This window comes from Streptomyces sp. NPDC002138 (assembly GCF_040296485.1).
In the GTDB taxonomy this organism is placed as follows: Bacteria; Actinomycetota; Actinomycetes; order Streptomycetales; family Streptomycetaceae; genus Streptomyces.
On record NZ_JBEOXE010000042.1, the window covers coordinates 37,648 to 60,929 of the forward strand.

General features: G+C 73.7%; 20 protein-coding genes and 2 pseudogenes. 7 read left to right on the plus strand and 15 right to left on the minus strand.

Going from position 1 to position 23,282, the window contains the following annotated elements; genetic code table 11:
• The first annotated feature begins 32 nt into the window (after nucleotides 1-32).
• A complete protein-coding gene (locus ABT084_RS25335) occupies nucleotides 33-701 on the plus strand; it encodes a TetR/AcrR family transcriptional regulator (RefSeq protein WP_351048123.1) in 669 nt (222 codons plus the stop codon).
• Nucleotides 702-769: 68 nt separating this feature from the next.
• Nucleotides 770-1,252 (plus strand): hypothetical protein, encoded by a 483-nt coding sequence (locus ABT084_RS25340; RefSeq protein ID WP_351048126.1) that lies wholly within the window; start codon nucleotides 770-772, stop codon nucleotides 1,250-1,252.
• A 45-nt stretch (nucleotides 1,253-1,297) separates the two neighbouring features.
• On the opposite strand, the gene ABT084_RS25345 is transcribed toward ABT084_RS25340, so the two are convergent.
• The 5 genes from ABT084_RS25345 to ABT084_RS25365 form a co-directional block, all read right to left on the minus strand.
• Complete coding sequence (locus ABT084_RS25345; protein WP_351048128.1) at nucleotides 1,298-3,400, minus strand: WD40 repeat domain-containing serine/threonine protein kinase; 2,103 nt, start codon at nucleotides 3,398-3,400, stop codon at nucleotides 1,298-1,300.
• Nucleotides 3,401-3,523: 123 nt separating this feature from the next.
• Complete coding sequence (locus tag ABT084_RS25350; protein WP_351048131.1) at nucleotides 3,524-5,299, minus strand: WD40 repeat domain-containing serine/threonine protein kinase; 1,776 nt, start codon at nucleotides 5,297-5,299, stop codon at nucleotides 3,524-3,526.
• Nucleotides 5,300-5,689: 390 nt separating this feature from the next.
• On the minus strand, nucleotides 5,690-6,481 hold the full coding sequence (locus tag ABT084_RS25355; protein ID WP_351048133.1) for an enoyl-CoA hydratase/isomerase family protein: 792 nt from the start codon (nucleotides 6,479-6,481) through the stop codon (nucleotides 5,690-5,692).
• Entirely contained in the window at nucleotides 6,478-6,993 is a 516-nt protein-coding gene (locus ABT084_RS25360) for a Zn-ribbon domain-containing OB-fold protein (protein WP_351048136.1), read from the minus strand. The genes ABT084_RS25355 and ABT084_RS25360 overlap by 4 nt, the downstream gene beginning before the upstream one ends.
• Nucleotides 6,994-7,000: 7 nt before the next feature.
• On the minus strand, nucleotides 7,001-8,152 hold the full coding sequence (locus tag ABT084_RS25365) for a lipid-transfer protein (protein ID WP_351048200.1): 1,152 nt from the start codon (nucleotides 8,150-8,152) through the stop codon (nucleotides 7,001-7,003).
• 94 nt (nucleotides 8,153-8,246) lie between these two features.
• On the opposite strand from ABT084_RS25365, the gene ABT084_RS25370 reads away from it, so the two are divergent.
• Complete coding sequence (locus ABT084_RS25370; protein WP_351048139.1) at nucleotides 8,247-9,908, plus strand: FadD3 family acyl-CoA ligase; 1,662 nt, start codon at nucleotides 8,247-8,249, stop codon at nucleotides 9,906-9,908.
• On the opposite strand, the gene ABT084_RS25375 is transcribed toward ABT084_RS25370, so the two are convergent.
• From ABT084_RS25375 to afsR, 8 genes are all read right to left on the minus strand, one after another.
• Nucleotides 9,905-10,672 carry a class I SAM-dependent methyltransferase gene (locus ABT084_RS25375; RefSeq protein ID WP_351048141.1) on the minus strand — a complete coding sequence of 256 codons (768 nt, stop codon included), beginning with the start codon at nucleotides 10,670-10,672 and terminating at the stop codon, nucleotides 9,905-9,907. The two genes, ABT084_RS25370 and ABT084_RS25375, sit on opposite strands and share 4 nt — an antisense overlap.
• Nucleotides 10,673-10,754: 82 nt before the next feature.
• Nucleotides 10,755-11,057: a hypothetical protein gene (locus ABT084_RS25380; protein WP_351048144.1), complete on the minus strand. Its 303-nt coding sequence runs from the start codon at nucleotides 11,055-11,057 to the stop codon at nucleotides 10,755-10,757.
• Complete coding sequence (locus tag ABT084_RS25385; RefSeq protein WP_351048146.1) at nucleotides 11,054-11,458, minus strand: hypothetical protein; 405 nt, start codon at nucleotides 11,456-11,458, stop codon at nucleotides 11,054-11,056. The genes ABT084_RS25380 and ABT084_RS25385 overlap by 4 nt, the downstream gene beginning before the upstream one ends.
• Nucleotides 11,459-11,542: 84 nt before the next feature.
• Complete coding sequence (locus ABT084_RS25390; RefSeq protein WP_351048149.1) at nucleotides 11,543-12,385, minus strand: helix-turn-helix domain-containing protein; 843 nt, start codon at nucleotides 12,383-12,385, stop codon at nucleotides 11,543-11,545.
• Nucleotides 12,382-12,912 (minus strand): DUF6879 family protein, encoded by a 531-nt coding sequence (locus ABT084_RS25395; protein ID WP_351048151.1) that lies wholly within the window; start codon nucleotides 12,910-12,912, stop codon nucleotides 12,382-12,384. The genes ABT084_RS25390 and ABT084_RS25395 overlap by 4 nt, the downstream gene beginning before the upstream one ends.
• A 2-nt stretch (nucleotides 12,913-12,914) precedes the next feature.
• Nucleotides 12,915-13,118, minus strand: a complete 204-nt coding sequence (locus tag ABT084_RS25400) for a hypothetical protein (protein ID WP_351048153.1) — start codon at nucleotides 13,116-13,118, stop codon at nucleotides 12,915-12,917.
• A 223-nt stretch (nucleotides 13,119-13,341) separates the two neighbouring features.
• Nucleotides 13,342-13,557, minus strand: coding sequence for a hypothetical protein (locus ABT084_RS25405; protein WP_351048156.1), 216 nt, complete (start codon nucleotides 13,555-13,557; stop codon nucleotides 13,342-13,344).
• A gap of 202 nt (nucleotides 13,558-13,759) precedes the next feature.
• The gene (afsR, locus tag ABT084_RS25410; protein ID WP_351048159.1) at nucleotides 13,760-17,074 is read right to left on the minus strand and encodes an SARP-family global regulator AfsR; all 3,315 of its coding nucleotides are present in this window, start codon (nucleotides 17,072-17,074) and stop codon (nucleotides 13,760-13,762) included.
• 132 nt (nucleotides 17,075-17,206) lie between these two features.
• On the opposite strand from afsR, the gene ABT084_RS25415 reads away from it, so the two are divergent.
• Nucleotides 17,207-18,448, plus strand: a complete 1,242-nt coding sequence (locus ABT084_RS25415) for an amidohydrolase family protein (protein WP_351048161.1) — start codon at nucleotides 17,207-17,209, stop codon at nucleotides 18,446-18,448.
• A gap of 57 nt (nucleotides 18,449-18,505) precedes the next feature.
• On the opposite strand, the gene ABT084_RS25420 is transcribed toward ABT084_RS25415, so the two are convergent.
• The gene (locus ABT084_RS25420; RefSeq protein ID WP_351048164.1) at nucleotides 18,506-19,993 is read right to left on the minus strand and encodes an AMP-binding protein; all 1,488 of its coding nucleotides are present in this window, start codon (nucleotides 19,991-19,993) and stop codon (nucleotides 18,506-18,508) included.
• Nucleotides 19,994-20,248: 255 nt separating this feature from the next.
• Here ABT084_RS25420 and ABT084_RS25425 point away from each other — a divergent pair, with 255 nt between their 5' ends.
• From ABT084_RS25425 to ABT084_RS25435, 3 genes and pseudogenes are all read left to right on the plus strand, one after another.
• A complete protein-coding gene (locus ABT084_RS25425) occupies nucleotides 20,249-21,133 on the plus strand; it encodes a trypsin-like serine peptidase (RefSeq protein WP_351048166.1) in 885 nt (294 codons plus the stop codon).
• A 231-nt stretch (nucleotides 21,134-21,364) separates the two neighbouring features.
• Nucleotides 21,365-21,916: pseudogene (locus tag ABT084_RS25430) on the plus strand (CPBP family intramembrane glutamic endopeptidase); the annotation flags it as partial.
• Between the two features lie 241 nt (nucleotides 21,917-22,157).
• Nucleotides 22,158-22,790, plus strand: a pseudogene (locus tag ABT084_RS25435) (response regulator); the annotation flags it as partial.
• Between the two features lie 20 nt (nucleotides 22,791-22,810).
• Here ABT084_RS25435 and ABT084_RS25440 read toward each other — a convergent pair.
• The gene (locus ABT084_RS25440; protein ID WP_351048169.1) at nucleotides 22,811-23,266 is read right to left on the minus strand and encodes an NUDIX hydrolase; all 456 of its coding nucleotides are present in this window, start codon (nucleotides 23,264-23,266) and stop codon (nucleotides 22,811-22,813) included.
• Nucleotides 23,267-23,282 lie beyond the last annotated feature (16 nt).

Consider the following 23,282-nt stretch of genomic DNA (forward strand, 5'->3'; position numbering starts at 1 on the left):
CCGTTTGGTTTAGTTGGCGGTAGGGTAGCGGCATGAACGACGACAGCGGTTACGACGAGTACGGGATCCCCGTCATCCCGGAAGCCGTCAGCTCCTCCCAGGCCAAGCGCCGCGCCATCACCGACGCGGCCATCGCGGAGTTCCTGGCCGGCGGGTACAGCGCGGCCTCGGTCGATGCCATCGCCTCCCGCGCCGCCGTCTCCAAGCCGACCGTCTACAAGCACTTCGGCAGCAAGGAGCGCCTCTTCCTCGCCGTCATCGGGGGCGTCCTCAACAACGCCTACGCCGACCTCCAGCCCTGCGGCGCGACGGTCACCGAAGCCGCGGACCTGCGGGCCGCGCTCGTGCGGGTACAGGCCGACTGGGCGCGGCTCCAGCTCTCCGACGGGCTGCTGTCGCTGCGCCGCCTGGTCATCGGCGAGGTCGAGCGCTTCCCGCAGCTCGGCCGCCTCTGGTACCGGCGCGGCTACGCGGCCATGAACGCCCCGCTCGTGGACGCCGTACGCGAACTCGACGCGCGGGGGCGGCTCGTCGTCCCCGACGTCGAACGGGCCGTCACGCAGCTCGTCGCGGTCACCGTCTCCGTCCCGCAGCTCGCCAAGACCTTCGATCCGGGGTACGCGCTCACGGACGCGGAGTTGGTGGCGCTGGTGACGGACGGGGTGGACATGTTCCTGGCCCGGTACGCGGTGGCGGTGTAGGACGCGCGGGGGGCCGGGCGGGGGGCTGGTACCGTGACGCGCCGTTGTCCAGGGGGAGGGATCGTGCCGTGGTGGCTCGTCGTTTGAGATTCGGGGCCGTCCTGGTCGCCGTCGTGTTCGCGCTGACCGGGTTCTCGAGCGGGAAGCACAAGAGCGGTGGCGGGCACGGGTGTTCCAGCTCGAAGTCCACCCACCGGACCAGCACCACCGGCGGGACCAGCAGCGGCAGCAGCAGTAGCGGCAGCTCCGGTTCGCGCGGCACGTCGTCGCCCACGCCCACGCCCACGCCGACCAAGTCCGGGCCGCCCGCCCACGCCGTCGTCGTCAGCTGCGCCGGACCCTCCTCGGCCACCGCCACCGTCCGGGTGACCTCCGACGTCGACGTGACGCGTACGGTCACGGTCCCCGTCGTCTCCGAGGGCGCGACCAACGACTACGGCTCCACCACCGTCACCCTCAAGGCCCGGGAGACCCGCACCGTCACCGTGCGGATGGGCACTCCGGGCGACGCGGCGAGCGTCCGCACCTGCCGCGTCGGCACGATCTCCTAGCGCCGCGGCCGGATCCCGGATCCCGGGTGGCCGCCATCGGCCCTCTCACCCGACCTGCCACAGCCACACCGTGTCGTTGCTCCCGCCGCTCGTGCCGCTGCTGCACCCCGCGGCCAGCCATTTCCCGTCCGGGCTGAAGGCCAGCGCCTCGACGGAGGAGCCGGGTTCGTGGGTCGCGGTGGAGGTGCCGGAGGTGGTGGACCAGACGATCACCCTGCCGTCCCGGTCGCCACTGGCCAGCCGGCGACCGTCCGGGTGGAAGGCGACCACCTGGACGGTGGAGTCGTGCCCTTGCAGGGTGGCGACGTCCCGCCGGGTGGCGGTGTTCCACAGGAGTACCCCGTCGCTCTGGCCCCCGAAGGCCAGGAGCTGCCCGTCGGGGCTGAAGACCGCCCTGGTCCCGACGTTGGCGTCGAGCGTGGCCAGGACGGTGTCGGCCGAACCGTTTCGCAGTTGGACCGGCGATCCGGCGACGAGCATGGACCCGTCCGCGCTGTAGACGGCCGAGCCGTTCTTGATGTCCTGGCGCAGGGCGAGCCGGGATCCGGAACCGGTGTCCCACAGATACAGGCCCCGGCCGCTGGTGGCGGCCAGCGTCTTCCCGTCGGGGCTGAGCCCCAGGGCGTGTACGAACCCGTCCTGGAGCTCGCCCGTGGTCTCTCCGGTGAACGTCCCGACCGTGCGGCCCGTGGCGACGTCCCACTTCAGGATCTTGTGCTCCTCCGCCCGGTAGAGCGTCGTGAGGTCCCGGCTGAAGACCAGCGGCTGGGTGTACTGGGCGACGCTGATCCGGGTGGTGCTGCTCTCCTTGCCGGGCAGCGACCAGCGCCAGATTTCGCCGCTCCCCCCGACGGCGGCCAGCGTCTTGCCGTCCGGGCTGAAGGCCACCTCGTACGCGCTGCTCGGGCCGTCGAGGGCGTCACCCTCCCGCAGCAGTAGGTAGGCGGGGACCCCGACCGCGGCGACCGCGGCGACCGAGGCGCCGCCGATGAGCAGCGCGCGCCGTGAGGGCCCGCGGCGGCCCGGACCGGGTACGGGGACCGTCGGCCGTCCGGGTACGGGGCTGCCGGGGCCGGGGCCGGGGCCGCCGGGGCCGGGTACGGCGGCGCCGAGGACCGGCGTCGCGGGGCTCGGCGGCGGCGCGTGGGTCCGCGTCACCGCGGCGGCCAGTGCGCGCGGGTCCTGGCCGGGGAGCGGTTCCGGGCCCGCGCCCCGGGCCCGTTCCGTGGACGGCGGCCGCGGGGTCTGCGGTGCCTGCGGTGTCTGTGGTGTCTGTGGGGTCTGTCCGGAGGGGGCTGCCACCACGGTCGGTTCGTGGCGCGGCGGGTGGACCCGCGCCGCACCCGCGACGGCGGCCGCGAAACGGGCGGGCAGGCCCTCGACGGCGGGCCGGTCGGCCGGGTCCTTGGCCAGGCATGCGGTGAGGATGGCCCGGAGTTCGCCGTCGATCCCGTCGAGGGCGGGCGGTTCGTCCAGGATCCGCTGGACGACGGTCACCAGGGAGGGCGCGTCGAACGGGCCCCGGCCCGTCGCGGCGAAGGCGAGCACCGAGCCGAGGGCGAACACGTCGCTGGCGGGCCCGGCCCGGTCGGCGCGGATCTGCTCCGGCGACATGTAGGCGTAGGTCCCGATGACCGATCCGGTCGCGGTCAGCGAACTCGCGTCCACGGCCCGCGCGATGCCGAAGTCGATGATGCGCGGCCCGTCCTCGGCCACGATCACGTTGCCCGGCTTGAGATCCCGGTGGACCAGGCCGCACCGGTGGATCGCCGCGAGCCCCTCGGCGAGCCCCGCCCCGAGCCGCAGCGCCACCGCCGGACCGACCGGCCCGTGCTCGGCCACCGCGCGGTGGAGGGTGGGGCCCTGGATGAACGCGGTGACCAGCCACGGCGATTCGGCCCCCGGGTCCGCGTCCACGACCTGCGCCGTGTGGAACCCGCCGACCTGCCGCGCGGCCTCCACCTCCCGCGCGAACCGCTCCCGGAACTGCGCGGTGCCCGCCAGCTCCGCGCGGATCAGCTTCACCGCGACCTTGCGACCGCCCGGCGAGGTACCGAGGAAGACCTGGCCCATGCCGCCCTCGCCCAGCCGTCCCTCCAGGCGGTAGGGGCCGACCCACCGCGGATCGTGGGGCAACAACGCGTCCATGAGTACCGTCCGTTGAGGTTTTGGGTGTTGAGGTGTGGAGCTTTCGAGGCGAGGCGAGGCGAGGAGAGGCGCGGAGAGGCGCGGAGAGGCGAGGAGAGGAGAGGCGCGGAGAGGAGTGGTCGGTCAGGCGAGCTGCCAGAGCTGGATCGTGCTGTCCGACGGGCTGAAGGCCGCCGCGAGGGTCTTGCCGTCCGGGCTCAACGCCAGCGCGGAGAGCAGGGGAGCGGCGACCGACTCCTCGAGGTCGGCGGTGAGGGTCTGTGCGACCCGACCGGTCTTGAGGTCCCACAGGCTGATCGTGCCGCCCGTGGCGGCTCTGGCCTTGTCCTTGATGTCGTCGCCCGGCCCGAACCCGAAGCCGCCGCCCGCGATCATCGGGTGGCCCGGACGGTACGCGGCCTCCTCGAGGCGCCGGTGCGGCGAGGTGAGGGTGGTGGTGGGCCGCCCCGTCGCCCGGTCCCACAGATGGACGCCGGGCCCGGCGCCGCCGATGGTCTTTCCGTCCGGGCTGATCAGCACTCTGTCGAAGCGGAACTCGACGGAGTCGTCGGTGAATGTCCTGGGCTGTCCCCCGCCGTCGACCTCATAGAGCAGTACCTGCTGTCGGGAGGCGGTGGCGATCGCCTTGCCGTCCGGGGTGAACAGCACGCCGGACGGCTCGCCCGCTTCGATCTTCTTCAGGCGGCGTCCGCTCGCCAGGTCGAAGATCTGGAGCGTGCCTCCGCCGGCCGCGGCGAGGACCGCGCTGTCCGGACTGACCGCGAGGGAGTACGGGGTCGGGAGCGAGAGCGCCTCGAACCCGGAGAGCGCGGGCAGCGGCACCCAGGTCCGCGCATCCCAGCGCCGCAGCGTTCCGTTCTGGCAACTGCCCACCAGGGTCCGGCCGTCCGGGCTGAAGACCAGGCCGTAGACGTGCGGGGGCTCTCCCTCGAACTTGGTGATCGTGCGGCGGGTGACGGTGTCCCACAGCCACAGCTCACCGGCGGACCCACCGGCGGCCAGGGTGCGGCCGTCCGGGCTGAAGGCGAGACACTCGAGCGACTGGGGGTGCCCTTCGAGCCGGGCCACGGGCCGGGTCCGGTCCTGCTCCGACGCCGATCCCAGCCAGGAGTCCCGGAACAGATAGGCGGGTACGGCGGCTGCGGCGACCGCGGCGCCCATCCCGCCGAGGAGGACCGTACGGCGGGATGAGGCCCTTGCGGGGGCGGCAGCGGGAGCGGGGGCCGCTCCCGGCCAGCCGGGCGGCGCCGTGGCCTGCCGCGTCGGCAGAGCATGAAACTCCACGCCGGGCCCGGCACCGGGCGCGGCCCCGAAGGCACCGCCGGGCGCACCCGGCGCCCCGCCCCGCCCCCCGCCCGGTCCGGTGACCGAGAGCCGGGCCAGCACCTCGTCCATGCCGGGGCGCCGGGCCGGGTCCTTGGCGAGGCACGCCCCGACCAGCTCCCGCAAGGGCGCCGCCAGTCCGTCGAGTCGGGGCGACTCGGTGACGACCCGGTGCACGATGGCCGGTACGGTCGTCGCGTCGAAGGGGCTGCGGCCGGTCGCCGCGAACGCGAGCACCGAGCCGAAGGCGAACACGTCGCTGGCGGACGAGAGCGCCTCGCCCCGCATCTGCTCCGGTGACATGTAGGCGTAGGTCCCGATGACCGACCCGGTCCGGGTCATCGCGTCCGCGCCCGGCTCGTGTGCGATCCCGAAGTCGATGATGCGCGGCCCGTCCTCGGCCACGATCACATTGCCGGGTTTGAGATCCCGGTGCACGAGCCCGCACGGTGGATCGCGGCCAGCCCTTCGGCGATCCCGGCGCCGAACCGCAGCACGGTCGCCGGGTCGCGGGGCCCGTCGGCGTCGACCAGCTGTTGCAGGGTCGGACCCGGGACGAACGCGGTGGCCAGCCACGGCGGTTCCGCCGCAGGATCGGCGTCCACGACCTGCGCCGTGTGGAACCCGCCGACCTGCCGCGCGGCGGCGGCCTCCCGCGCGAACCGCTCCCGGAACCGCGCGGTGCCGGCCAGCTCCGGCCGGATCAGCTTCACCGCGACCTGGCGGCCGCCCGGCGACGTACCGAGGAAGACCTGGCCCATGCCGCCCGCGCCCAGCCGTCCCTCGAGGCGGTAGGGGCCCACGGTCCGCGGATCGCCGGGCCGCAGCGGCCCGACCGCGGAACTGCCGGTTCCACCTGTGCGTATGGACTCTGTCACGCTCGGCATTGAACCATGATCCGCCGAACGGGCGGCCGCGGGCCCGACCGGCGCCCCGGTGGCGACGGGACCCGGCGAGCCCGCCCCCTCAGCGCACGCGGAACTCCGCGGATCCCGGGCGCCGCCCCTCGAACAGCTCCGCCTGCCGCTCCGGCGCCAGGTTGCCGAGCGCGATCAGGTGCGGCGCCTGGGCCAGGGCCTGCGCCCTCGCCCCCTCCTTCGCCGACCACAGCGCGCGTACCGTCCCCTGCACGGCCTCCGTGGGGAACCCGGCCAGGGTCCGCGCGGCCCGCTCCGCCGCCCCGAGCAGCTCCGCCGGCTCCGCCAGCTCGGAGACCAGGCCGATCTCGTACGCCCGGCGCGCGGAGAGCCGTTCGGCCGTGCCCATCAGGGACATCCGGGCGACCTCGCCGAACGGCATCCGCTGGGCCATGTAGATCGCCTCGTAGGCGCTGACCATGCCGTAGCTGGTGTGCGGGTCGAAGTACGTCGCAGTGGTCGAGGAGATGATGAACTCCGCCTCGCCCAGCAGGTAGAAGGCGCCGCCGCAGGCCATCCCGTTGACCGCCGCGATCACCGGCTTCCACAGGTCGTTGGCCTTGGGGCCGATCGCGACCATCGGGTCGTCGATCGAGTACGGGGAGCCGGGCTGCGGCACCTCCACCGACCGGTCGATGCCCGTACAGAAGGCGGTGGGCCCGGCGCCGGTCACCACCACCGCGCGCACGGTGTCGTCGAAGCGGAACTCCCGCCACAGCGCCGACAGTTCGGCCGCCGTCGCCAGGTCGACCGCGTTGTGCCGCTCCGGCCGCTCCAGGGTGACGACCGTGACCCCGCTCGCCTTGTCCCGGTCCACGCGCAGGGCCGCGCCGTCCGTCACGACTTCTCCAGCAGCCAGCGCGGCACGCTCATGCCGCCCTGCTCCGTGAAGGCCACGTGCACCCGCGCCCCGATCCGCAGCCGCGCCGGGTCCAGGGAGTCGAGCGGGGCGTCGGGCGCCGTGACCAGGTTCCCGGCGAGCCGGATGTGCGGGGCGTCGGCCAGCTCGACCAGGATCACGTTGTACGGGGCCTGCGCGGCGTAGGCGGGCAGCAGCGGCGGATGCGGCCGGACGTACGACCACACGCGCCCCCTGCCGCTCATCAGCCGCCACTCGCTCTCGAAGGACTGGCAGTGCGGGCAGCAGGGCCGGGGCGGGAAGCGGAGCTTTCCGCAGGCGGGCGCGGCGCAGGCCTGGATGCGCAGCTCGCCCCGGGCGGCGTACTCCCAGAAGGGCGCGCCGTCCTCGTCGGGGACGGGCAGGAGAAGGGCCTCGGGGGCGGCGGCGGCCGAGCCGGGGTCGGAGGCCGAGTCGGGGTCGGAGGCCGGGGCGGTGGCGGCGGTGGTGGTCATGGGGCGGTCAGCTCCTCAGCAGGATCGCGGACGTCGGGACTCCCTCGCCCGCCGTCACCAGGCAGGTCGCGGCGTCCGGGACCTGGGCGGTGGAGATCCCGCGCAGCTGCTTGACGCCCTCGTTGATCAGGTTGAAGCCGTGGACGTAGGCCTCGCTGAGGCCGCCGCCGCCGGTGTTGACGGGCAGGCGGCCGCCGATCTCCAGCGCCCCGCCCTCGGTGAAGGCGGCGCCCTCGCCGCGCCCGCAGAAGCCGTAGCCCTCCAGGGAGAGCGGAATGAGGGGGGTGAACGCGTCGTAGATCTGCGCCACGTCCACGTCCTGCGGCCCGAAGTCGGCCTGCTTCCACAGGTGCCGGGCGGCTGTCCAGGCGGGGCCGGTCAGCGGGTCGTCGTTCCAGTAGTTGACCATGCCGTGGTGCTGGGCGGGCAGGCCCTGGGCCACGGAGTGGACGTACACGGGCTTCTGTCTGCAGTCCCGGGCCCGCTCGGCGGAGACGATCACGCAGGCCAGCGCGCCGTCCGTCTCCAGGCAGTTGTCGAAGAGGCAGAGCGGCTCGCTGATCATCCGCGCGGTCATGTAGCTCTCGCGGGTCATCGGGCGCTCGTACATGATCGCGGCCGGGTTCTGGTTGGCGCGGTTGCGGCAGGCCAGGGCCACGTTGAAGAGGTGGTCGCGGGTGGCGCCGTACTCGTGCATGTAGCGCCGCGCCAGCATGCCGATCTCATCGGCCGGGCGCAGCAGGCCGAAGGGGCGGGTCCACTGGCCGGGGGTGGGCAGCTGGACCGCCGTGTTCTTCCAGGGGCGCGGGCCGGAGCCGCGTTTGCGCGAGCGCCAGGCGACGCCGACGCTCGCCTGTCCGGTGGCGACGGCCGCGGCGAGGTGGCCGACGGTGGCGCAGGAACCGCCGCCGCCGTAGCCGACCTTGGAGAAGAAGGTCACGTCACCGGCGCCGATGGCCTTGGCGACCTCGACCTCGTCGGTCTCCTCCATCGTGTAGGACGCGAAGGCGTCGACCTCGGAGGGGGCTATCCCGGCGTCCGCGAGCGCGGCCACGATCGCGCGGCAGGCCAACTCCTTCTCGGTCTGCGGCAGTTGTTTGGCAAAGGCGGTCTGGCCGATACCGACTATCGCCGTAGCGTCCTTGAGCGTTGCGGCCATCGCCACCTCCGGGGTGTACCAGTGCTGACAGCCGCGAAGGGTACAGCTAATCTGACGAACAGTCAGCTACTGGTTCGCGGGTGAGGGGCGTGCGATGGGCGAGGAAGCGGGAAAGCGGCTGCGCGACCACGGGGACGAGGGGGGCGCCGAGGACGCCCGCGGGGACCTGCGCTGGGGCACCATCGCCGGGCTCGTGCGCGATGCCGCCGCGCGGTACGGCGCGCACGAGGCCGTCGTCGACGGCCGGGTCCGGATCAGCTACGCGCAGCTCGGCGAGCGCGTCGAGCGCGCCGCGGCCGCCTGCATCGCCGCCGGTGTGGAGCCGGGCGACCGGGTGGCGGTCTGGGCCCCCAACACCCTGGAGTGGATCGTCTCCGCGCTCGGCGCGGTCTCGGCGGGCGCGGTGCTCGTCCCGCTGAACACCCGTTTCAAGGGCGCGGAAGCGGCGTACGTACTGGAACGCAGCCGCGCCCGGATGCTCTTCGTCACCGGCACTTTCCTCGGCACGTCCTACGTCGCATCCCTGCGCCGCGCCGCCGTCGACGGGCCGGGCCGGGGCCCGCTGCCGGGGCTGCCGCACCTGGAGCAGGTCGTCGTGCTCGCCGACGACGCCCCCGAGTCCTTCCGCACCTGGAAGGACTTCCTGGCGGGCGGAGACACGGTCACTTCGGCCGCCGTCCGCGCCCGCGCCGACTCGGTGCGCCCCGACGCCCCCTCCGACATCATCTTCACCTCCGGCACCACCGGCAGCCCCAAGGGCGCCGTCATCACGCACGCCCAGACCCTGCGCTGCTACCAGGTGTGGAGCGAGCTGGCCGGGCTGCGCGAGGGCGACCGCTATCTGATCGTGAACCCGTTCTTCCACACCTTCGGCTACAAGGCGGGCATCATCGCCTGCCTGATGCGCGGGGCGACGATGGTGCCGCAGCCCGTCTTCAACGTCGACACCGTCCTCGCCAACGTCGCCGCCGAGCGGATCTCCGTCCTGCCCGGGCCGCCCACCCTGCACCAGTCGATACTCGACCACCCGGCCCGCGACCACCACGACCTCTCCGCGCTGCGCCTGGTCGTGACCGGCGCCGCCGTCGTCCCGCTGCGGCTCGTGGAGCGGCTGCGCGGCGAACTGCGGATCGGGACGGTCCTGACGGCGTACGGGCTCTCCGAGGCCAGCGGAATCGTCACCATGTGCCGCCGCGGGGACCCGGCCGAGATCATCGCGGCCACCTCCGGGCGGCCCATCCCCGGGACCGAGCTGATGATCGCCGACGCCGAGGGCGGCGCGCTGCCGGTGGGGGAGGCGGGCGAGGTCTGGGTGCGCGGGCACCACGTGATGCGGGGGTACTTCGAGGATCCGGCGGAGACCGCGAAGGCCGTCACTCCCGAGGGCTGGCTGCGGACGGGGGACGTCGGGGTGCGGGACGCCGACGGCAACCTGCGGATCACCGACCGGATCAAGGACATGTTCATCGTGGGCGGCTTCAACGCCTATCCGGCCGAGATCGAGCAACTCCTGGGCCTGCACCCGGACATCGCGGACGTGGCGGTGGTCGGCGTACCGGACCCGCGGCTCGGCGAGGTCGGCCGGGCCTACGCGGTGCGCCGCCCCGGCTCGACGCTGACCGCGGACGACCTGATCGCCTGGTCCCGCCGGGAGATGGCGAACTACAAGGTCCCGCGGTCGGTGGAGTTCGTGGCGGACCTGCCGCGCAACGCGAGCGGCAAGGTCCTCAAGACGGAGCTGCGGGCGCGCTCCTAGGGCGTGCGGTCCTCGCGGCTCGTACGGGCCTTGCGGGCCAGGACCAGACGCCAGTTCGGCCGGCCGTCGTGCGGGCGGCGGCCGAAGTGTTCCAGGGGTGCCGTCTCCACCGTGAAGCCCGCCGCGGCGAGGTCGGCGCGGACCGCGCCCAGCGGGAAGGTCCGGTAGTACATGACGAAGGGCGGCCGCCACACCGCGTTGCGCACCCGCATCGCGGCGTCGAAACCGGCCGTCACCCACCAGGCCGCCGAGGAGAGCGGCAGCGGCGCACCGATGGGGAAGGCGAAGAGCCCGCCGGGGCGCAGCGCGCCGTGCACGGAGGCGAAGAGGGCGGGCCGCTCGGCGGGCAGGAAGTGCCCGAAGGCGCCGAAGCTGACCGCGAGGTCGAAGGAGTCCGCGAAGGCGGGGGGCAGGGCGAGGGCGTCGGCCCGGACGAACTCGGGCGCGGGCGGGCCGCTCCCCGCGGGGTGCGCGCGGCGGGCCCGCTCCAGCATCCCGGCGCTGAGGTCGACCCCGGTCACCCGCTCCCGGCACAGCCGCCGCAGCATCCCGGTCCCGGCCCCGGTGCCGCAGCACAGGTCCAGCCCGGCCGCGAACGAGCCCTCGTGCTGGGCGAGCGTCTCCTCGACGGCGTCGAGCATCCGGTCGGGGGTGCGGAAGGGGGTGTGGTCGAACGTGGGCGCCAGCAGGTCGTAACCCCGCTCGACGGAGGACAGGGCCTGCACGGCCAGCTCACGAAGGCTGGGCCCCTCGGTGGTGAACACCCGCCCACCCTAGGCGCACAAGGGGCCCCCGACGCGTGCGGAGCGCGCCGGGAGCCCAGCGCGGCCCGGGTCTCGGGCAGATCTACACGGGAGGCCGACCAGGGGTGGGGGTCGGCGGGGGCGACGGGAGTGCCGGGCCAGGGTTCGGCGGCAGCTGCGGTGGTCCGCCCGCGTGCTTGCCCATCGTCACCTTCGCCGCGGTGAGCCCGTACACACCGAGTGGCGGGAACTGCTCGACGCGGGCGGGGTAGCCCGCTTCCGCGCAGGACAGGCACAGCAGATCGCGAGCGCCGTGGCGAACGCGGGCGGCCTCGACCGGCTCGCGCCAGCAAGCTTCGCAGGTCACGACGTCCGTGCGGGTGACCTTGAAGTCCGTAGCGATCACGAAGTCTCCTCAGGGATCGGAGCGTGCGGGATCGCCGGGGGACAGCACCACACGTCGAAGTCGAGGCCGTACCCGTCCTGCTGGACGAGGACCGCGCCGCGGTACACGCGGTCGGCGGTCAGCGGCGCCCCGCAGGCCCCGCACGCCCGGCCCTGGAGCTGCTCGGCGGAGAGGTGGCTTGCGGGACGGAGGGGCGCACCCTTGCAGGGGACGGGCGCCTCGACGGCCAGTCCTCGCTGTTCGCGGCACGGCGCGCACGCGTACAAGGGCTTGGGGGGCCCGGAGTTCGATTCCCCCCACTGGATCACCAGCGCGGTGTCCGACGGCCCGTCGTGCCAGTTGCACCAGCCACCGGTGAGGACGGGATACTCCACCGGGCCGACCTGCTGCTCCATCGCCATGACCGCACGTTAGGAACGGGTCGGGGGCCGCGTCCGGCCGGTTGCGGCGGATTGCGCGGCGGCCCAGCGGTTGGCGCCGGTTGCTCACACGGGGGCAATTGAGCGCCGGGCGCGGGCGATCAGCCGGTGGGCCTGCGACCCGTACACGGCCGCGCTGTTCAGACCGTCCCACACCCGGCCGTAGAGGGCGAGGTCGTCGGACGAGTCGAAGGTCAGCTCGGTGTTGATGGTCTCGACGATGACGCGCTGTTCGTCGAAGATCCAGAACCCGTGCTTCGGGGTCAGGTCCAGAGGCGCGCCGAGGGGGACGATGCCGAGCCGCACCGTGCTCATGCCGATCAGGCCGACGAGGCGGTCGAGCTGGCCGACCATGACGTCTCGTGGGCACACGAGCGCGTGGAGCGCCCCTTCCCACACCAGGACGCGGAAGAGCTTGCCCGACTCGTACAGCACCTCTTGGCGGCGCATACGGGCGGCTACGGAGGCCTCCGTGTCCCGCGGGGACTGCATCAGTACGGCGTTCTTCGCGAACAGGTGGCGGGCGTAGTCGGGGGTCTGGAACAGCCCCGGGATCACGGTGGCTTCGTAGCCGCGCATCGTGGCGGTCTGCTGGTACTCGACGACGTACCGGTCCTGCACGGGCCGGTTGCCGGCGACGAGCTGACGGCGCCATGACCGCTGCTGGGACTCCAGGCCGCGCAGTCGGCTCGTGAGGTCGGCGGCCTGCTCTGGTACGCCGGCGGCGGCGGCCCAGGCGGTGAGGTCGTCGGCGGTGGCGGTCTGCTTGCCGTTCTCCAGCCGGGACACCTTCGACCGCTGCCAGTCGAGGCGGGCGGCGAAGTCCTTCCCGTTGTGGCCCGCCTCGGCGCGCAGCTCTCGCAGCCGCGCGCCGAGGGCCACGCGGGCGCTCTGAAAGTCAGTGCTCACGCAGACGAACGTACCTGTGCCCACACCTCGGCAGTAGGGGCGGCGAGGGGCCAGGCGCGGTCACGGGCCTGGCACGCGGAACGCACGTCGGCGGGGTCCTCGGTGACCTCGACGCCGGTTGTGACGTCCTGGTCGTCGATGTGGAAGCGGACCACGGTCCGGGAGTCGAACAGCCAGAAGTCGTACTCGGGCAGCTTCAGGCGCACGGCCTCCGAGCGTGCGAGTACGCGGATGTCCTCGCCCATGGCGGCGTTCGAGGTGGCGGACGCCATCAAGAATCGCTGTCCATCGGTGGGTGGCTCGTCGATGATGCGCACCCGGGAGAAGCGTGCCCCCTGTGCGGCCTTCTCGCGAACGTTGAGGTGCCACGGGTTGCCGGGCTCCCGCACCGGGTCGATGCCGCGCATGAACGCCTGGTACCGGGCCCCCTGCCGATCGGAGGCGTAGCCACGGCGGGTTTCCAGCCGGAACGCCGTGTGCTCGAACTCCGAGAACAAGTGGACGATGCTCTCGAACGGAACCAACACGGTCACTCCTTCGGCGCGAAACGCGTGAGCAGCTCGCGCGGAATGACGACGATCGTCTCGTGTTCGCCGACGTCTCGCAGCTGGGCCAGGTGCTTGGGGTCGGTCAGCACATCGCCCTGGACGACGATGTCGCCCGTCTCGACGACTTCGTACAGGGTGGGACAATTGCCGAACTCGGACGTGGTGCCGATGAAGCGCAGTGTCATGGTGTGCTCCGTTCAGGCGGGTTGGGGAACCCAGCATGCTGCGCTGTGCACGGCCGTGGGGTGCGATTGCGCGAGATTGCGCGCAATGCGCCCGGCTGCGCGCGCCGAAGCCGTACGCGTCCGCGCCCGGACATGGATACGCGGTGGTCGCGGTGGTCCCCCCTCCGGGCCACCGCGACCACCGTCCCCCGTACCGCCGTCGGTCCTTACCCGTGACCCCCTGTTACGGGCGCGGACCGGACGCGTGGTTGTCCATGGTCGTGAGTTCCTCGCCCGAGGCGTGGTTGTCCAGCGGCTTCGTCTCGACGCCCGAGGCGTGGTTGTCGAGCGGCTTCAGCTCGCCGTCGTCGGTGAGCGGCAGCAGGCCGGGCGTGGTCGGCGCCTTGGGCGCGGCGGTCACGTTCGGCACGTTCGGCAGGGCGTTCTCGTTCGTCGTCATCGCGCACTCCTGATGATGGGTCGGGCCCGTTCGGCGATTCCCCCGCGACCGCCGAACGGGTGGTCCAGCGGACCCGCCACCTCCCCCGACGCGACGAGTCGATGTACTCATAGTGGCGGTCGGCGATAAACGAACGATGAACGACCTCGTTCATCTCCGCCCCCTCGCAGGTCACGGCCGGGCCGACGGCGAGCGGCTGCGTTCATGCGGCGATCGCCGATGCCAACAGGGCGCGCACTTCCGACAGTTCGGACGATCCCAACTGCTCGAAAACGGCCTCCGCGTCCCGCCAGCACACCCGCGCCCGGTCGGTCTGCCCCAGGCTCCGCAGCGCCTTGCCCAGCACCGTCAGCACGGTCGCCCGCCGCCATTCCCCGCCGATCCCGCGCAGCGCGATCGCCTGCTCGGCGTGCGAGGCGGCGAGCGTGGGGCGGCGCGCGGCCAGGTGCGCCTCGGCGAGCCGGAAGTGGGTCACGCCCTCCCAGAGCGGCTGGCGGTTGTCGTGGAACAGCGACAGCGCCTCGGTGAGCTGGTCCTGGGCCTCCTCCAGCCGGCCGGCCTGGGTGAGGGCGATGCCCAGCGCGTAGCGGCCGTTGGCCAGGCGCAGGCTCAGGCCCATCCGGTCGTAGATGGCGATGCCCTGCTGGGCCAGCTCTATGGCGGTGGGCAGCCGCCCGAGCTCCACGTGGATGCGGGAGAGGTTGCACAGGGCGGCGGCCTCGCCGACGTGGTTCCCGTCGGCGCGGAAGCTGGCGATGGCCTCCAGCAGAAAGCGCTCGCCGTCCGCGAAGCGGCCCTGGTGCAGGGCGATGATCCCGCGGTCGTTGGGCGCCCAGCAGCTGGGCAGCGGGTCGCCCGCGGCCTTGGCCAGGGTGGTGGCCCGGCGGGCCTCGTCGTCGGCGGCGGTGAAGCGGCCCGCGATCAGGTGGACGGTGGTGAGGGTGGTGCGGGCCCGGCCCTCGGCGCGCGGGTCACCGGCGGCGTGGGCGGCGTCGCGGACGGCGCCGGCCGCGGACTCGTACTGCTTGGAGTTGGCCCCGGACTCGGCGAGGTCCTTCGCCGCCCACAGCAGGTCCACGGCCCGGCGCAGCACGCCGCCGCCCGGTGCGCCGTCCGGTGCGCCGCCCGCCCCGGGCAGCGCGCTGCGGGACGCGGCCTGGCGGACACAGGCGAGGACGGTGTCGGCCTCGGCGTAGAGCCAGTCCAGGGCGGCGCGCGGCTCGGCGAAGTCCCGCCCCGGGTACCGGGTCGGGGACAGGTGGGCCACGAGCCGGTCGCCGGGGCGCTCCAGCGCGTACACGCGGGAGGCGGTGGCGAGGTAGAAGTCGAGGAGCCGGTCCAGGGCGGCGGACCGCTCGCTCGCGGGCCGCTCGTCGCGTTCCGCGCACGCACGCGCGTAGAGGCGTACGAGGTCGTGGAAGCGGTAGCGGCCGGGCGCGGCGGATTCCAGCAGGGAGCAGTCGACTAAAGCCTCGAGCAGGTCCTCGGTGTCGTGTTCGGGCCGGTCCAGCACGGCGGCCGCGGCGCACAGGGAGATGTCCGGGCCGTCGGCGAGTCCCAGCAGCCGGAAGGCGCGCTGCTGGGCGGGCTCGAGCTGGCCGTAGCCCAGCTCGAAGGTGGCCTTGACGGCGAGGTCGCCGGCCTGGAGTTCGTCCAGGCGGCGGCGCTCGTCGGCGAGCTTCGCGGCGAGTACGGAGACGGTCCAGGTACGGCGGGCGGCGAGCCGGGAGGCGGCGATGCGGATGGCCAGCGGCAGGAACCCGCAGGCGCCGACGACGTCGAGGGCGGCCTGGCGCTCGGCGCCGACCCGCTCGGCTCCGACGATCCGGGTGAACAGGAGCAGGGCTTCCTCGGGGCTCATCACATCGAGGTCGACGAGGTGGGCCCCGGCCAGCCCGGCCATCCGGACCCGGCTGGTCACCAGGGCGGCGCAGCCCGCGGTGCCGGGGAGCAGCGGACGTACCTGGGCGGCGTCGCGCGCGTTGTCGAGGAGGACCAGGACGCGGCGGCCGTCGAGGGTGGAGCGGTAGAGCGCGGCCCGCTCGGCGGGGGAGTCGGGGATCTGGGTGTCGGGGGTGCCGAGCGCCCGCAGGAAGGAGCCGAGGACGGCCTCGGGCTCGGCCGGGCGGGCCTCGGTGCCCTGGAGGTCGACGTAGAGCTGTCCGTCGGGGAAGTGCGGGCGGGCGGCGTGCGCGACGTGCACGGCGAGGGTGGTCTTGCCGACGCCGCCGATGCCCGCGAGCGCGGAGACGGCCATGACCTGGCCGCCGGCGCCCGACAGGACCTTGCCGAGCTCGGTGACGAAGGGGCCGCGGCCGGTGAAATCGGGCACGGTGGCCGGGAGTTGTGCCGGGCGCACCTGGATCGGGACGGCGGCGGGTGCGGGGTCCGCGGCGCGGGCGAGCTCGGCGTCGGCGCGCAGGATCCGCTGCTGGAGGGCGCGGAGCTCGGGGCGCGGGTCGACGCCCAGCTCGTCGGCGAGGAGGCGGCGCGTGTCGGCGTACACGGCGAGGGCCTCGGCCTGGCGGCCGCTGCGGTACAGGGCGAGCATGAGCAGCTCGCGCAGGCGCTCGCGCAGCGGGTGGGCGGCGGTGAGGGCGGTGAGCTCGGAGACGGCCTCGGCGTGGCTGCCGACCTCGAGGTCGAGGTCGAGGCGGGTCTCCAGGAGCTGGAGGCGCCATTCGCCGAGCCGGACGCGCTCGGTCTCGGCGTGCGGCCCGGGGACTCCGGCGAGGGGCTCGCCGTCCCACAGGTCCAGGGCGCGGGCCAGCAGGGTCCGGGCGAGGGAGCGGTCACCGGCGGCGCGGGCCTTGTCCGCGTCGCCGCTGAGGGTCCGGGCGACGCCGAGGTCGAGGGCGGCGGCGGAGCCGAGCCGGATGGCGTACCCGCCGGACTCGCTGACCAGCAGGCCGGTGTCGAGCACCTTGCGGAGCCGGGAGGCGTAGGTCCGGATGGCGGCCAGGGCCTGCGGGGGAGGGTCCTCGCCCCAGATCGCGTCGATCAGTTCGGGTGCGGTTGCGGTCCGGCCCTCGCGCAGCAACAGGGCCGCGAGCAGGGCGCGTTGCTGGGGGCTGCCGGAGGAGAGCGGCTCGCTGCCGCGCCAGGCGCGGATGGGGCCGAGCACGGCGAAGCGGGAGCTCGGGGCTGGGGCGGCCGGTGCGGTGACGGCCGGTGCGTTGATCGCCGGTGCGGGGGCCGCCGGTGCGGGGGCCGCCGACGAGGGGGCCGCCGACGAGGGGGCCGCCGACGAGGGGGCCGCTGCCGCCGTGGTCGCTGGTGTGGTGACCGCTGCCGCGGGGGCCGACGGCGCGGGGCGCTCGGCCGGGGCGGGCGTCGGTGTGGTGACCGCTGCCGCGGGGGACGGTTCCGTGGGCGCCGCTTCCGTGGGAATTCCCTTCGTGGGGGCGGCCGCCGCGCCCGGCGCCGCTTCCGGTTCGGGCGGGACGGGGGGTGGGACGGCGGATCGGGCTGCTTCGGGGTGGTTCCGCTGGTGCGGGATGGCCGGTATGCCGTGCATCTGTCGTCCCCCCTGCCTTCCGTCGGTGTGATGGCCAGTCTGCCCTGTCTTGGGGTGAGACGTCAGTCCGTGGTGGAGCGAGCGCCGTCCAACTAGCTGACGCATCGTCAGATCAACGCTACCGTGGGGGTCATGGAGACCTTCCCGAAGATCATCTCGGTGGACGACCACACGGTTGAGCCCCCCCACGTCTGGCGGGACCGGCTCCCGTCCAAGTACCACGACGTCGGCCCCCGCGTCGTACGCGCCCCCCTGAAGGAAATGACCTTCCTGGGAGGCAAGTTCGCGCCGGTCATGGGTGCCAAGGGCGACGACGGGCCGATCGGTGACTGGTGGGTCTACGAAGACCTGCACCGGCCGCTGACCCGACTGGACACGGCGGTCGGATACGACCGCGACGAGATCAAACTGGAAGTCATCACCTACGAGCAGATGCGCCCGGGGTCCTTTTCGGTTCCCGAGCGCCTCGCCGACATGGACGTCAACCACGTCCAGTCGGCCCTGTGCTTCCCCACCTTCCCGCGTTTTTGCGGGCAGACCTTCACCGAGGCCAAGGACCGTGAGCTGGGGCTGCTCGGCGTCCGGGCCTACAACGACTGGATGGTGGAGGAGTGGTGCGGCCCGCTCGCGCGGGGCCGGCTGATCCCGCTCACCCTCATCCCGCTGTGGGACCCGCACCTCGCCGCCGCCGAGGTCCGGCGCAACGCGGCGCGCGGGGTGCGGGCCGTCGCCTTCTCCGAGATACCGCCGCACCTGGGCCTGCCGTCCATCCACACGGACGAGTGGGACCCCTTCCTCCAGGCGTGCGACGAGACCGGCACGGTCATCGCGATGCACATCGGTTCCTCGTCGCGCATGCCGTCCACCTCGGCGGACGCCCCGCCCGCCGTCGGCTCCACCATCACCTTCGCCAACTGCTGCTTCTCGATGGTCGACTGGCTGATGAGCGGCAAGTTCGAGCGGTTCCCCAACCTGAAGATCATGTACGCCGAGGGCCAGATCGGCTGGATCCCCTACATCCTGGAGCGCGCGAACGTCGTCTGGGAGGAGAACCGCGGCTGGGGCGGGGTCGCCGAGAAGGTGCTGCGTCCGCCGTCGGAGCTCTTCGCCGAGCACGTCTTCGGCTGCTTCTTCGACGATGCCTTCGGGCTGAAGAACCTGGGCTCGATCGGAGTCGCAAACGTCCTGTACGAGACGGACTACCCCCACTCCGACTCGACCTGGCCGAAGTCCCGCGAGGTCGGCGAGAGCCAGATGGGCCACCTCGCCCCGGACGTGGTCGACCGCATCGTCCGCGGCAACGCGATCGACCTCCTGGGGCTGACCCCGGAGGGCCTCTGGGCGTCGGGCGAAGCCGCCCCGAAGGCCCACTAGTCCGTATCCGTGTCCGTATCCGTGTCCGTGTCCGTGTCCGTCGCCGTACGGCACGGCTCAGGCGCCGCCCGTGACCACCAGGTCGCCGTCCGCGGTGCGCCGCGCGAGGACGCCGGTGCGGAGGTAGCCGTCGGCGGTGAAGGAGCGTGCGGTGTCCTCGGGCGCCCGGTAGAAACCCCGCGGGGTGTACGGACCGCGGGCGAGCAGCTCGCCGGGCTGCCCGTCGGGCACGTCCTCGCCGTCGGCGCCCACGATGCGGATCTCGTCGTCGGGGGAGAGCGGGCGGCCCTGCGTACCGAGGACGACCCGGTCCGGATCGGCGGGCCGGGTGAGGGTGAGCAGCCCCGCGCCCGTACCGAAGACCTGCTGCGGGCGGCAGCCCCAGGCGGCGCCGAACCCCTCGGCGACCTCCCGGGGCGAGGGCGCGCCGCCGGTCCGGGCGTTGGTCGTTACGCCGCCCTGTGCGTCGCCCGGTCCGCCGCCCTGTACGTCGCTCCGTACGCCGATCTGTACGAGGCGCAGGGTGCTCACGTCGCTCGCGTCGGCCCCGGCCGTGGCGAGCGCGTCGAGCCAGCGCCGGGCGACGTCGGGCACCACCGACGTGAGGGTGACCCGCTCCCGCTCGATGACCGGCAGGCATTCAGCGGGCCCCGGGTCCTCGACCAGGACGACGGTGGCGCCGACCGAGAGGGCGCCGACGATCCCGGGGCAGCCGAAGGTGAGGTCCGACGCGGCGGGCAGCGCGGCGAGGTACACGTCGTCCCTGGTCAGCGAGACCGCCTCGGCGGCGGCCCGCGCCTGGTAGGCGTAGTCGTTGTGGGTGCGCGGGACGAGCCGGGGCGCGGCTTCGGTACCTCCGGAGACCTGGAGGAACGCCACCTGCCCGGCGCCCTGGGCGAGGGCCGGCTCGGGCGGGGCGTCGATGGTGGCCAGCGGGCTGTAGTGGCAGCCCGCCGGGTCGGTCGTCATACCGCCGTACGGAGACGGGCCGCCGGGCGCCTCCAACGTGAACACCCGCCGCAGGAACGGACCTTGCGCGGCGATGTCCGCGACCATCGCCGTGTGGTCGAAGCCCCGGTACGTCGAGGGGCCGACGTAGCCGACGGCCTGGGTGACCCGCACGAGGTGGGACACCTCGGCCGCGCGGTGCCCGAGCGGGCAGAAGACGGGGACCACACCGGCGCGCATCAGGGCGAACACGGTGATGACGAACTCGGGTACGTTCGGCAGCTGGACGACGACCCGCTGCCCGGCCCGGATCCCGCGCAGCCGGAACCCGGCGGCCATGCGGTCCACGCGCCGGTTCAGCGCCGCGTAGGTGAGGCGCGTCCCGCCTGCCCCGCCCGTTTCGCCTGCCTCGCCCGTCCCGCCTGCCTCGCCCGTCCCGCCCGGCCCCCCGTGCACGAGCGCGGTCCGCGGCCCGTACTGGAGCGCCCAGTCGCGCAGCAGGTTGTCCAGCGTGTTGCCGCGCCAGTACCCCGACGCCCAGTAGTGGTCGACGTACTCCTCGGGCCAGGGCGTACAACCGTCGAGCATGGATGTCATTCGTTCCCCCCAGAACCGGCCGGCGGGCCGGCGGGCCGACCGGCCGACCGCCCCACCGCTTTGACCTGCGCCATCCAATCCCCCGCCCCCCGCCCGGGCAATGCGCTTTCCCCACGAGGGACGCCGCACCCCGTCAGCTGAACCCCCAAGCCCCCGCTTCCATAAGGTGAGATGGTGGTGGCCGGAGTACCCCTCTTGCGGTCGTGGTGACCTCCGAGGCATGCTTCGCCAGAGCAAAGACGGAAGGGTGGCGTGGTGGACAAGCGGACCGTGGTGACCGTGGTGCTGTGCTCGGTGGCGGCGCTCGGCGCCTCCGCGGCCATGACCAAGGTGGTGCCCAGTCCCGACTCCTCGTCGTCCGCGCACGCCAAGGCCGCGCCCGCGCCCGGGCGGCCGTCCGCCTCGCCGCCCGGCTCGTCATCGCGAACGCAATCATCCGCGCAGTCGCCGCTGACCACTCCCGCGCCCGGCCGGACGGCCGCGCCCGCCACCCCGGCCGCTCCCGCCCCCACGTCCCCGTCCGGCACGCCCATCGCCATCGCGGGGGCGCTGTTCACCGGCGGCCTCGACGGCGACCACTTCTGCACGGCGACCGTGGTGCACAGCGCGGGCCGCAACATGATCGTCACGGCCGGGCACTGCCTGATCGCGGGGGACGCGAGCGGAGCCGGGGCGGTCTTCGCACCCGCGTACGCGAACGGGTCGGCCCCTTATGGCACCTGGAAGGTCGAGAAGGTCTTCGAGGACGAGCGCTGGTCCGACAACAACGACGACGACTTCGACCTCGCCTTCGCGCGGCTCGCCCCGGACTCCGCGGGCCGCAACATCGAGGACGTCACCGGCGCCGCCGCCCTGGACACCTCCGGCCGCTCGGCCGAGGAGGTCACGGTCACCGGCTACCCCGCCGACCGCAAGGTGCCCCGCACCTGCACGGCCGTCACGATCCGGGACAGCGACACCGAGCAGCGCTTCGACTGCGCCGACTTCCCGGGCGGTACGAGCGGCAGCGCCTGGATCGCCCGCGACGGCAAGATCATCGGGATCCTGACCGGCGGGGACACCGACGACGTGTCGACCAGCACGGTCTTCGGCTCCTGGGCGAGCACCCTCTACACGAAGGCCACCGCACCGGGCGCCTGACCCCGGCCCGGAACCGGGGGTGTACGTGGGTGCACCCCGGCCCGGTTGTCAGCTCCAGTGCCCCGGGCCGCCCGGCCCGGCACCGTCGTCCGTGTACGGATTTCCGAGCGGACGGACGGACGGGGCGGGATGGCCATGCGGACTGTGGACGGCGTGGACGGCGTGGACGGCGTGGACGGCAGGGATGGCGTGAACGACGGAGGACGGGGGGACCGCGCCAGGGGAGGGGGCATGGCCGCCGTCTTCACCGCGGTCGCCTTCGTCGCGGCCGGGGTGCTCGGAGCGGTGCAGCCGGGCACAGGAGTGCCCGAGGAGGTCATCCAGCTCACCCAGTTCGGGCCCGCCGTCGCGGTGGGCGCGCTCGCGCTGTACCGGCGGCGGCGGACCCGTGAGCTGCTGCGGGGCGCGCGGCCGGGAGCGGGCGCGGGCGCGGGCCGGGGGGTGGCGCTGCTCGCCACCGCCGTGCTGATCGTCGCGTTCACCGCCCTCGCGTACGGGGCCGCCTCCGGGGACGTCGCCTTCACCGCGCCGGGGGCCCTGCACCACCCCTTCGCGCTGATCGTCGCGGCGCAGCTGGTGGGGGCGTGCGCGGAGGAGATCGGCTGGCGCTGCTTCCTCCAGCCGCTGCTGCGGACCCGGTTCGGGGTGATCGCCTCGTCCGTCACGGTGGGCGTGGTGTGGGGTGCCTGGCACGTCCCGGTCTTCGGGCGGGCCCCGGCCTACGCCGCGGGGTTCCTCGTCGCCACCGTGGCCATGTCGGTCGTGCTGGGCATCGCGCTCGACGGTGCGGGCGGCCTGTACCGGCTGCTGCTCGCGGGCGGTTTCCACACCCTGGTCAACCTCGGGCTGCTGCTCCTCATGGACGAGGAGTCCGGGGCCGTCCTCCCCATGCTCTGCTTCGGCCTGTCCTGCCTGGTGGCGGCCCTGGTGGCGGCCCTGGTGCGGGCCCGACGGGGCGCCCGGGCGGGCGTCCCCGCCCCGGAACCCCGCGGGGCGGACCGACCACAGCGACCTTGGAGATTCCGTGCGCGTCGTCCTCGCCGAAGACCTCTTCCTCCTGAGGGACGGCCTGGTCCGCACGCTGCGCGAGCACGGCTTCGACGTGGTCGCCGTGGACAACGGACCGGCCCTGGTGCGCGCGCTGCGGGAGGACGGCCCGGACGTCGCGGTCGTCGACGTGCGCCTGCCGCCGACCCACACCGACGAGGGCCTCCAGGCCGCCCTGGAGGCGCGCCGCCACCGGCCGGGTCTGCCGGTCCTCGTCCTGTCCCAGTACGTCGACCAGCTCTACGCGAACGAGCTGCTGGCCAGCGGCGACGGCGGCGTGGGCTATCTGCTGAAGGACCGGGTCACCGACACCGCCCAGTTCGTGGACGCCGTACGCCGTGTCGCGGCCGGCGGCACCGTCCTGGACCCGCAGGTGATCTCCCGGCTGCTCTCGCGCGGCGACGCCCGGGGCACCATCGCGGTCCTCACGCCGCGGGAGCGCGACGTCCTGGAGCTGATGGCGGAGGGCAGGTCGAACGCCGCGATCGCGGGCGCCCTGCACTTCAGTGAGAGCGCCGTCGCGAAGCACACCGCGGGCATCTTCACCAAGCTCGGGATCGCGGCGTCCACCGAGGACAACCGCCGGGTGCTGGCCGTCCTCGCCTGCCTGCGGCGCCAGGACGCGCCCGCCTACCCGATGACCTGGTCCACCAGCCCCAGGTGGACCGGCTCCGGCCGCGCCCCCGCCGCGAGCAGGCTCGGGAGGAGCGGGGGCCACAGCGGTTCGCCGAGGGTGGCCAGCGCCGTCGGGGACAGCCACCGCCAGTGGGCTTCCGGGTACTCCGGGACGGGGTCGCGGTGCGGGCCGGTGGTGACGTAGATGTGCTCGTGCTGGCGGACCGGGACGCCCTGGTACGTGAAGTCGTGCTCCCAGGTGCACAGCAGCCGCTGCGGCGCGAGGTCCGTCCAGCCCGTCTCCTCGCGCAGCTCGCGCCGCACGCACTCCTCGGGGCTCTCGCCCGGATCGATCCCGCCGCCGGGCGGCAGCCAGTGGATCCCGACCTCGATGTTGTTCTCGCGGAAGAGGAAGACCGATCCGCTCGGGGAGAGTACGACAATTCGCGCTGCCTGCCGTGGAGTTCTCATCAGATCAATGTACGAC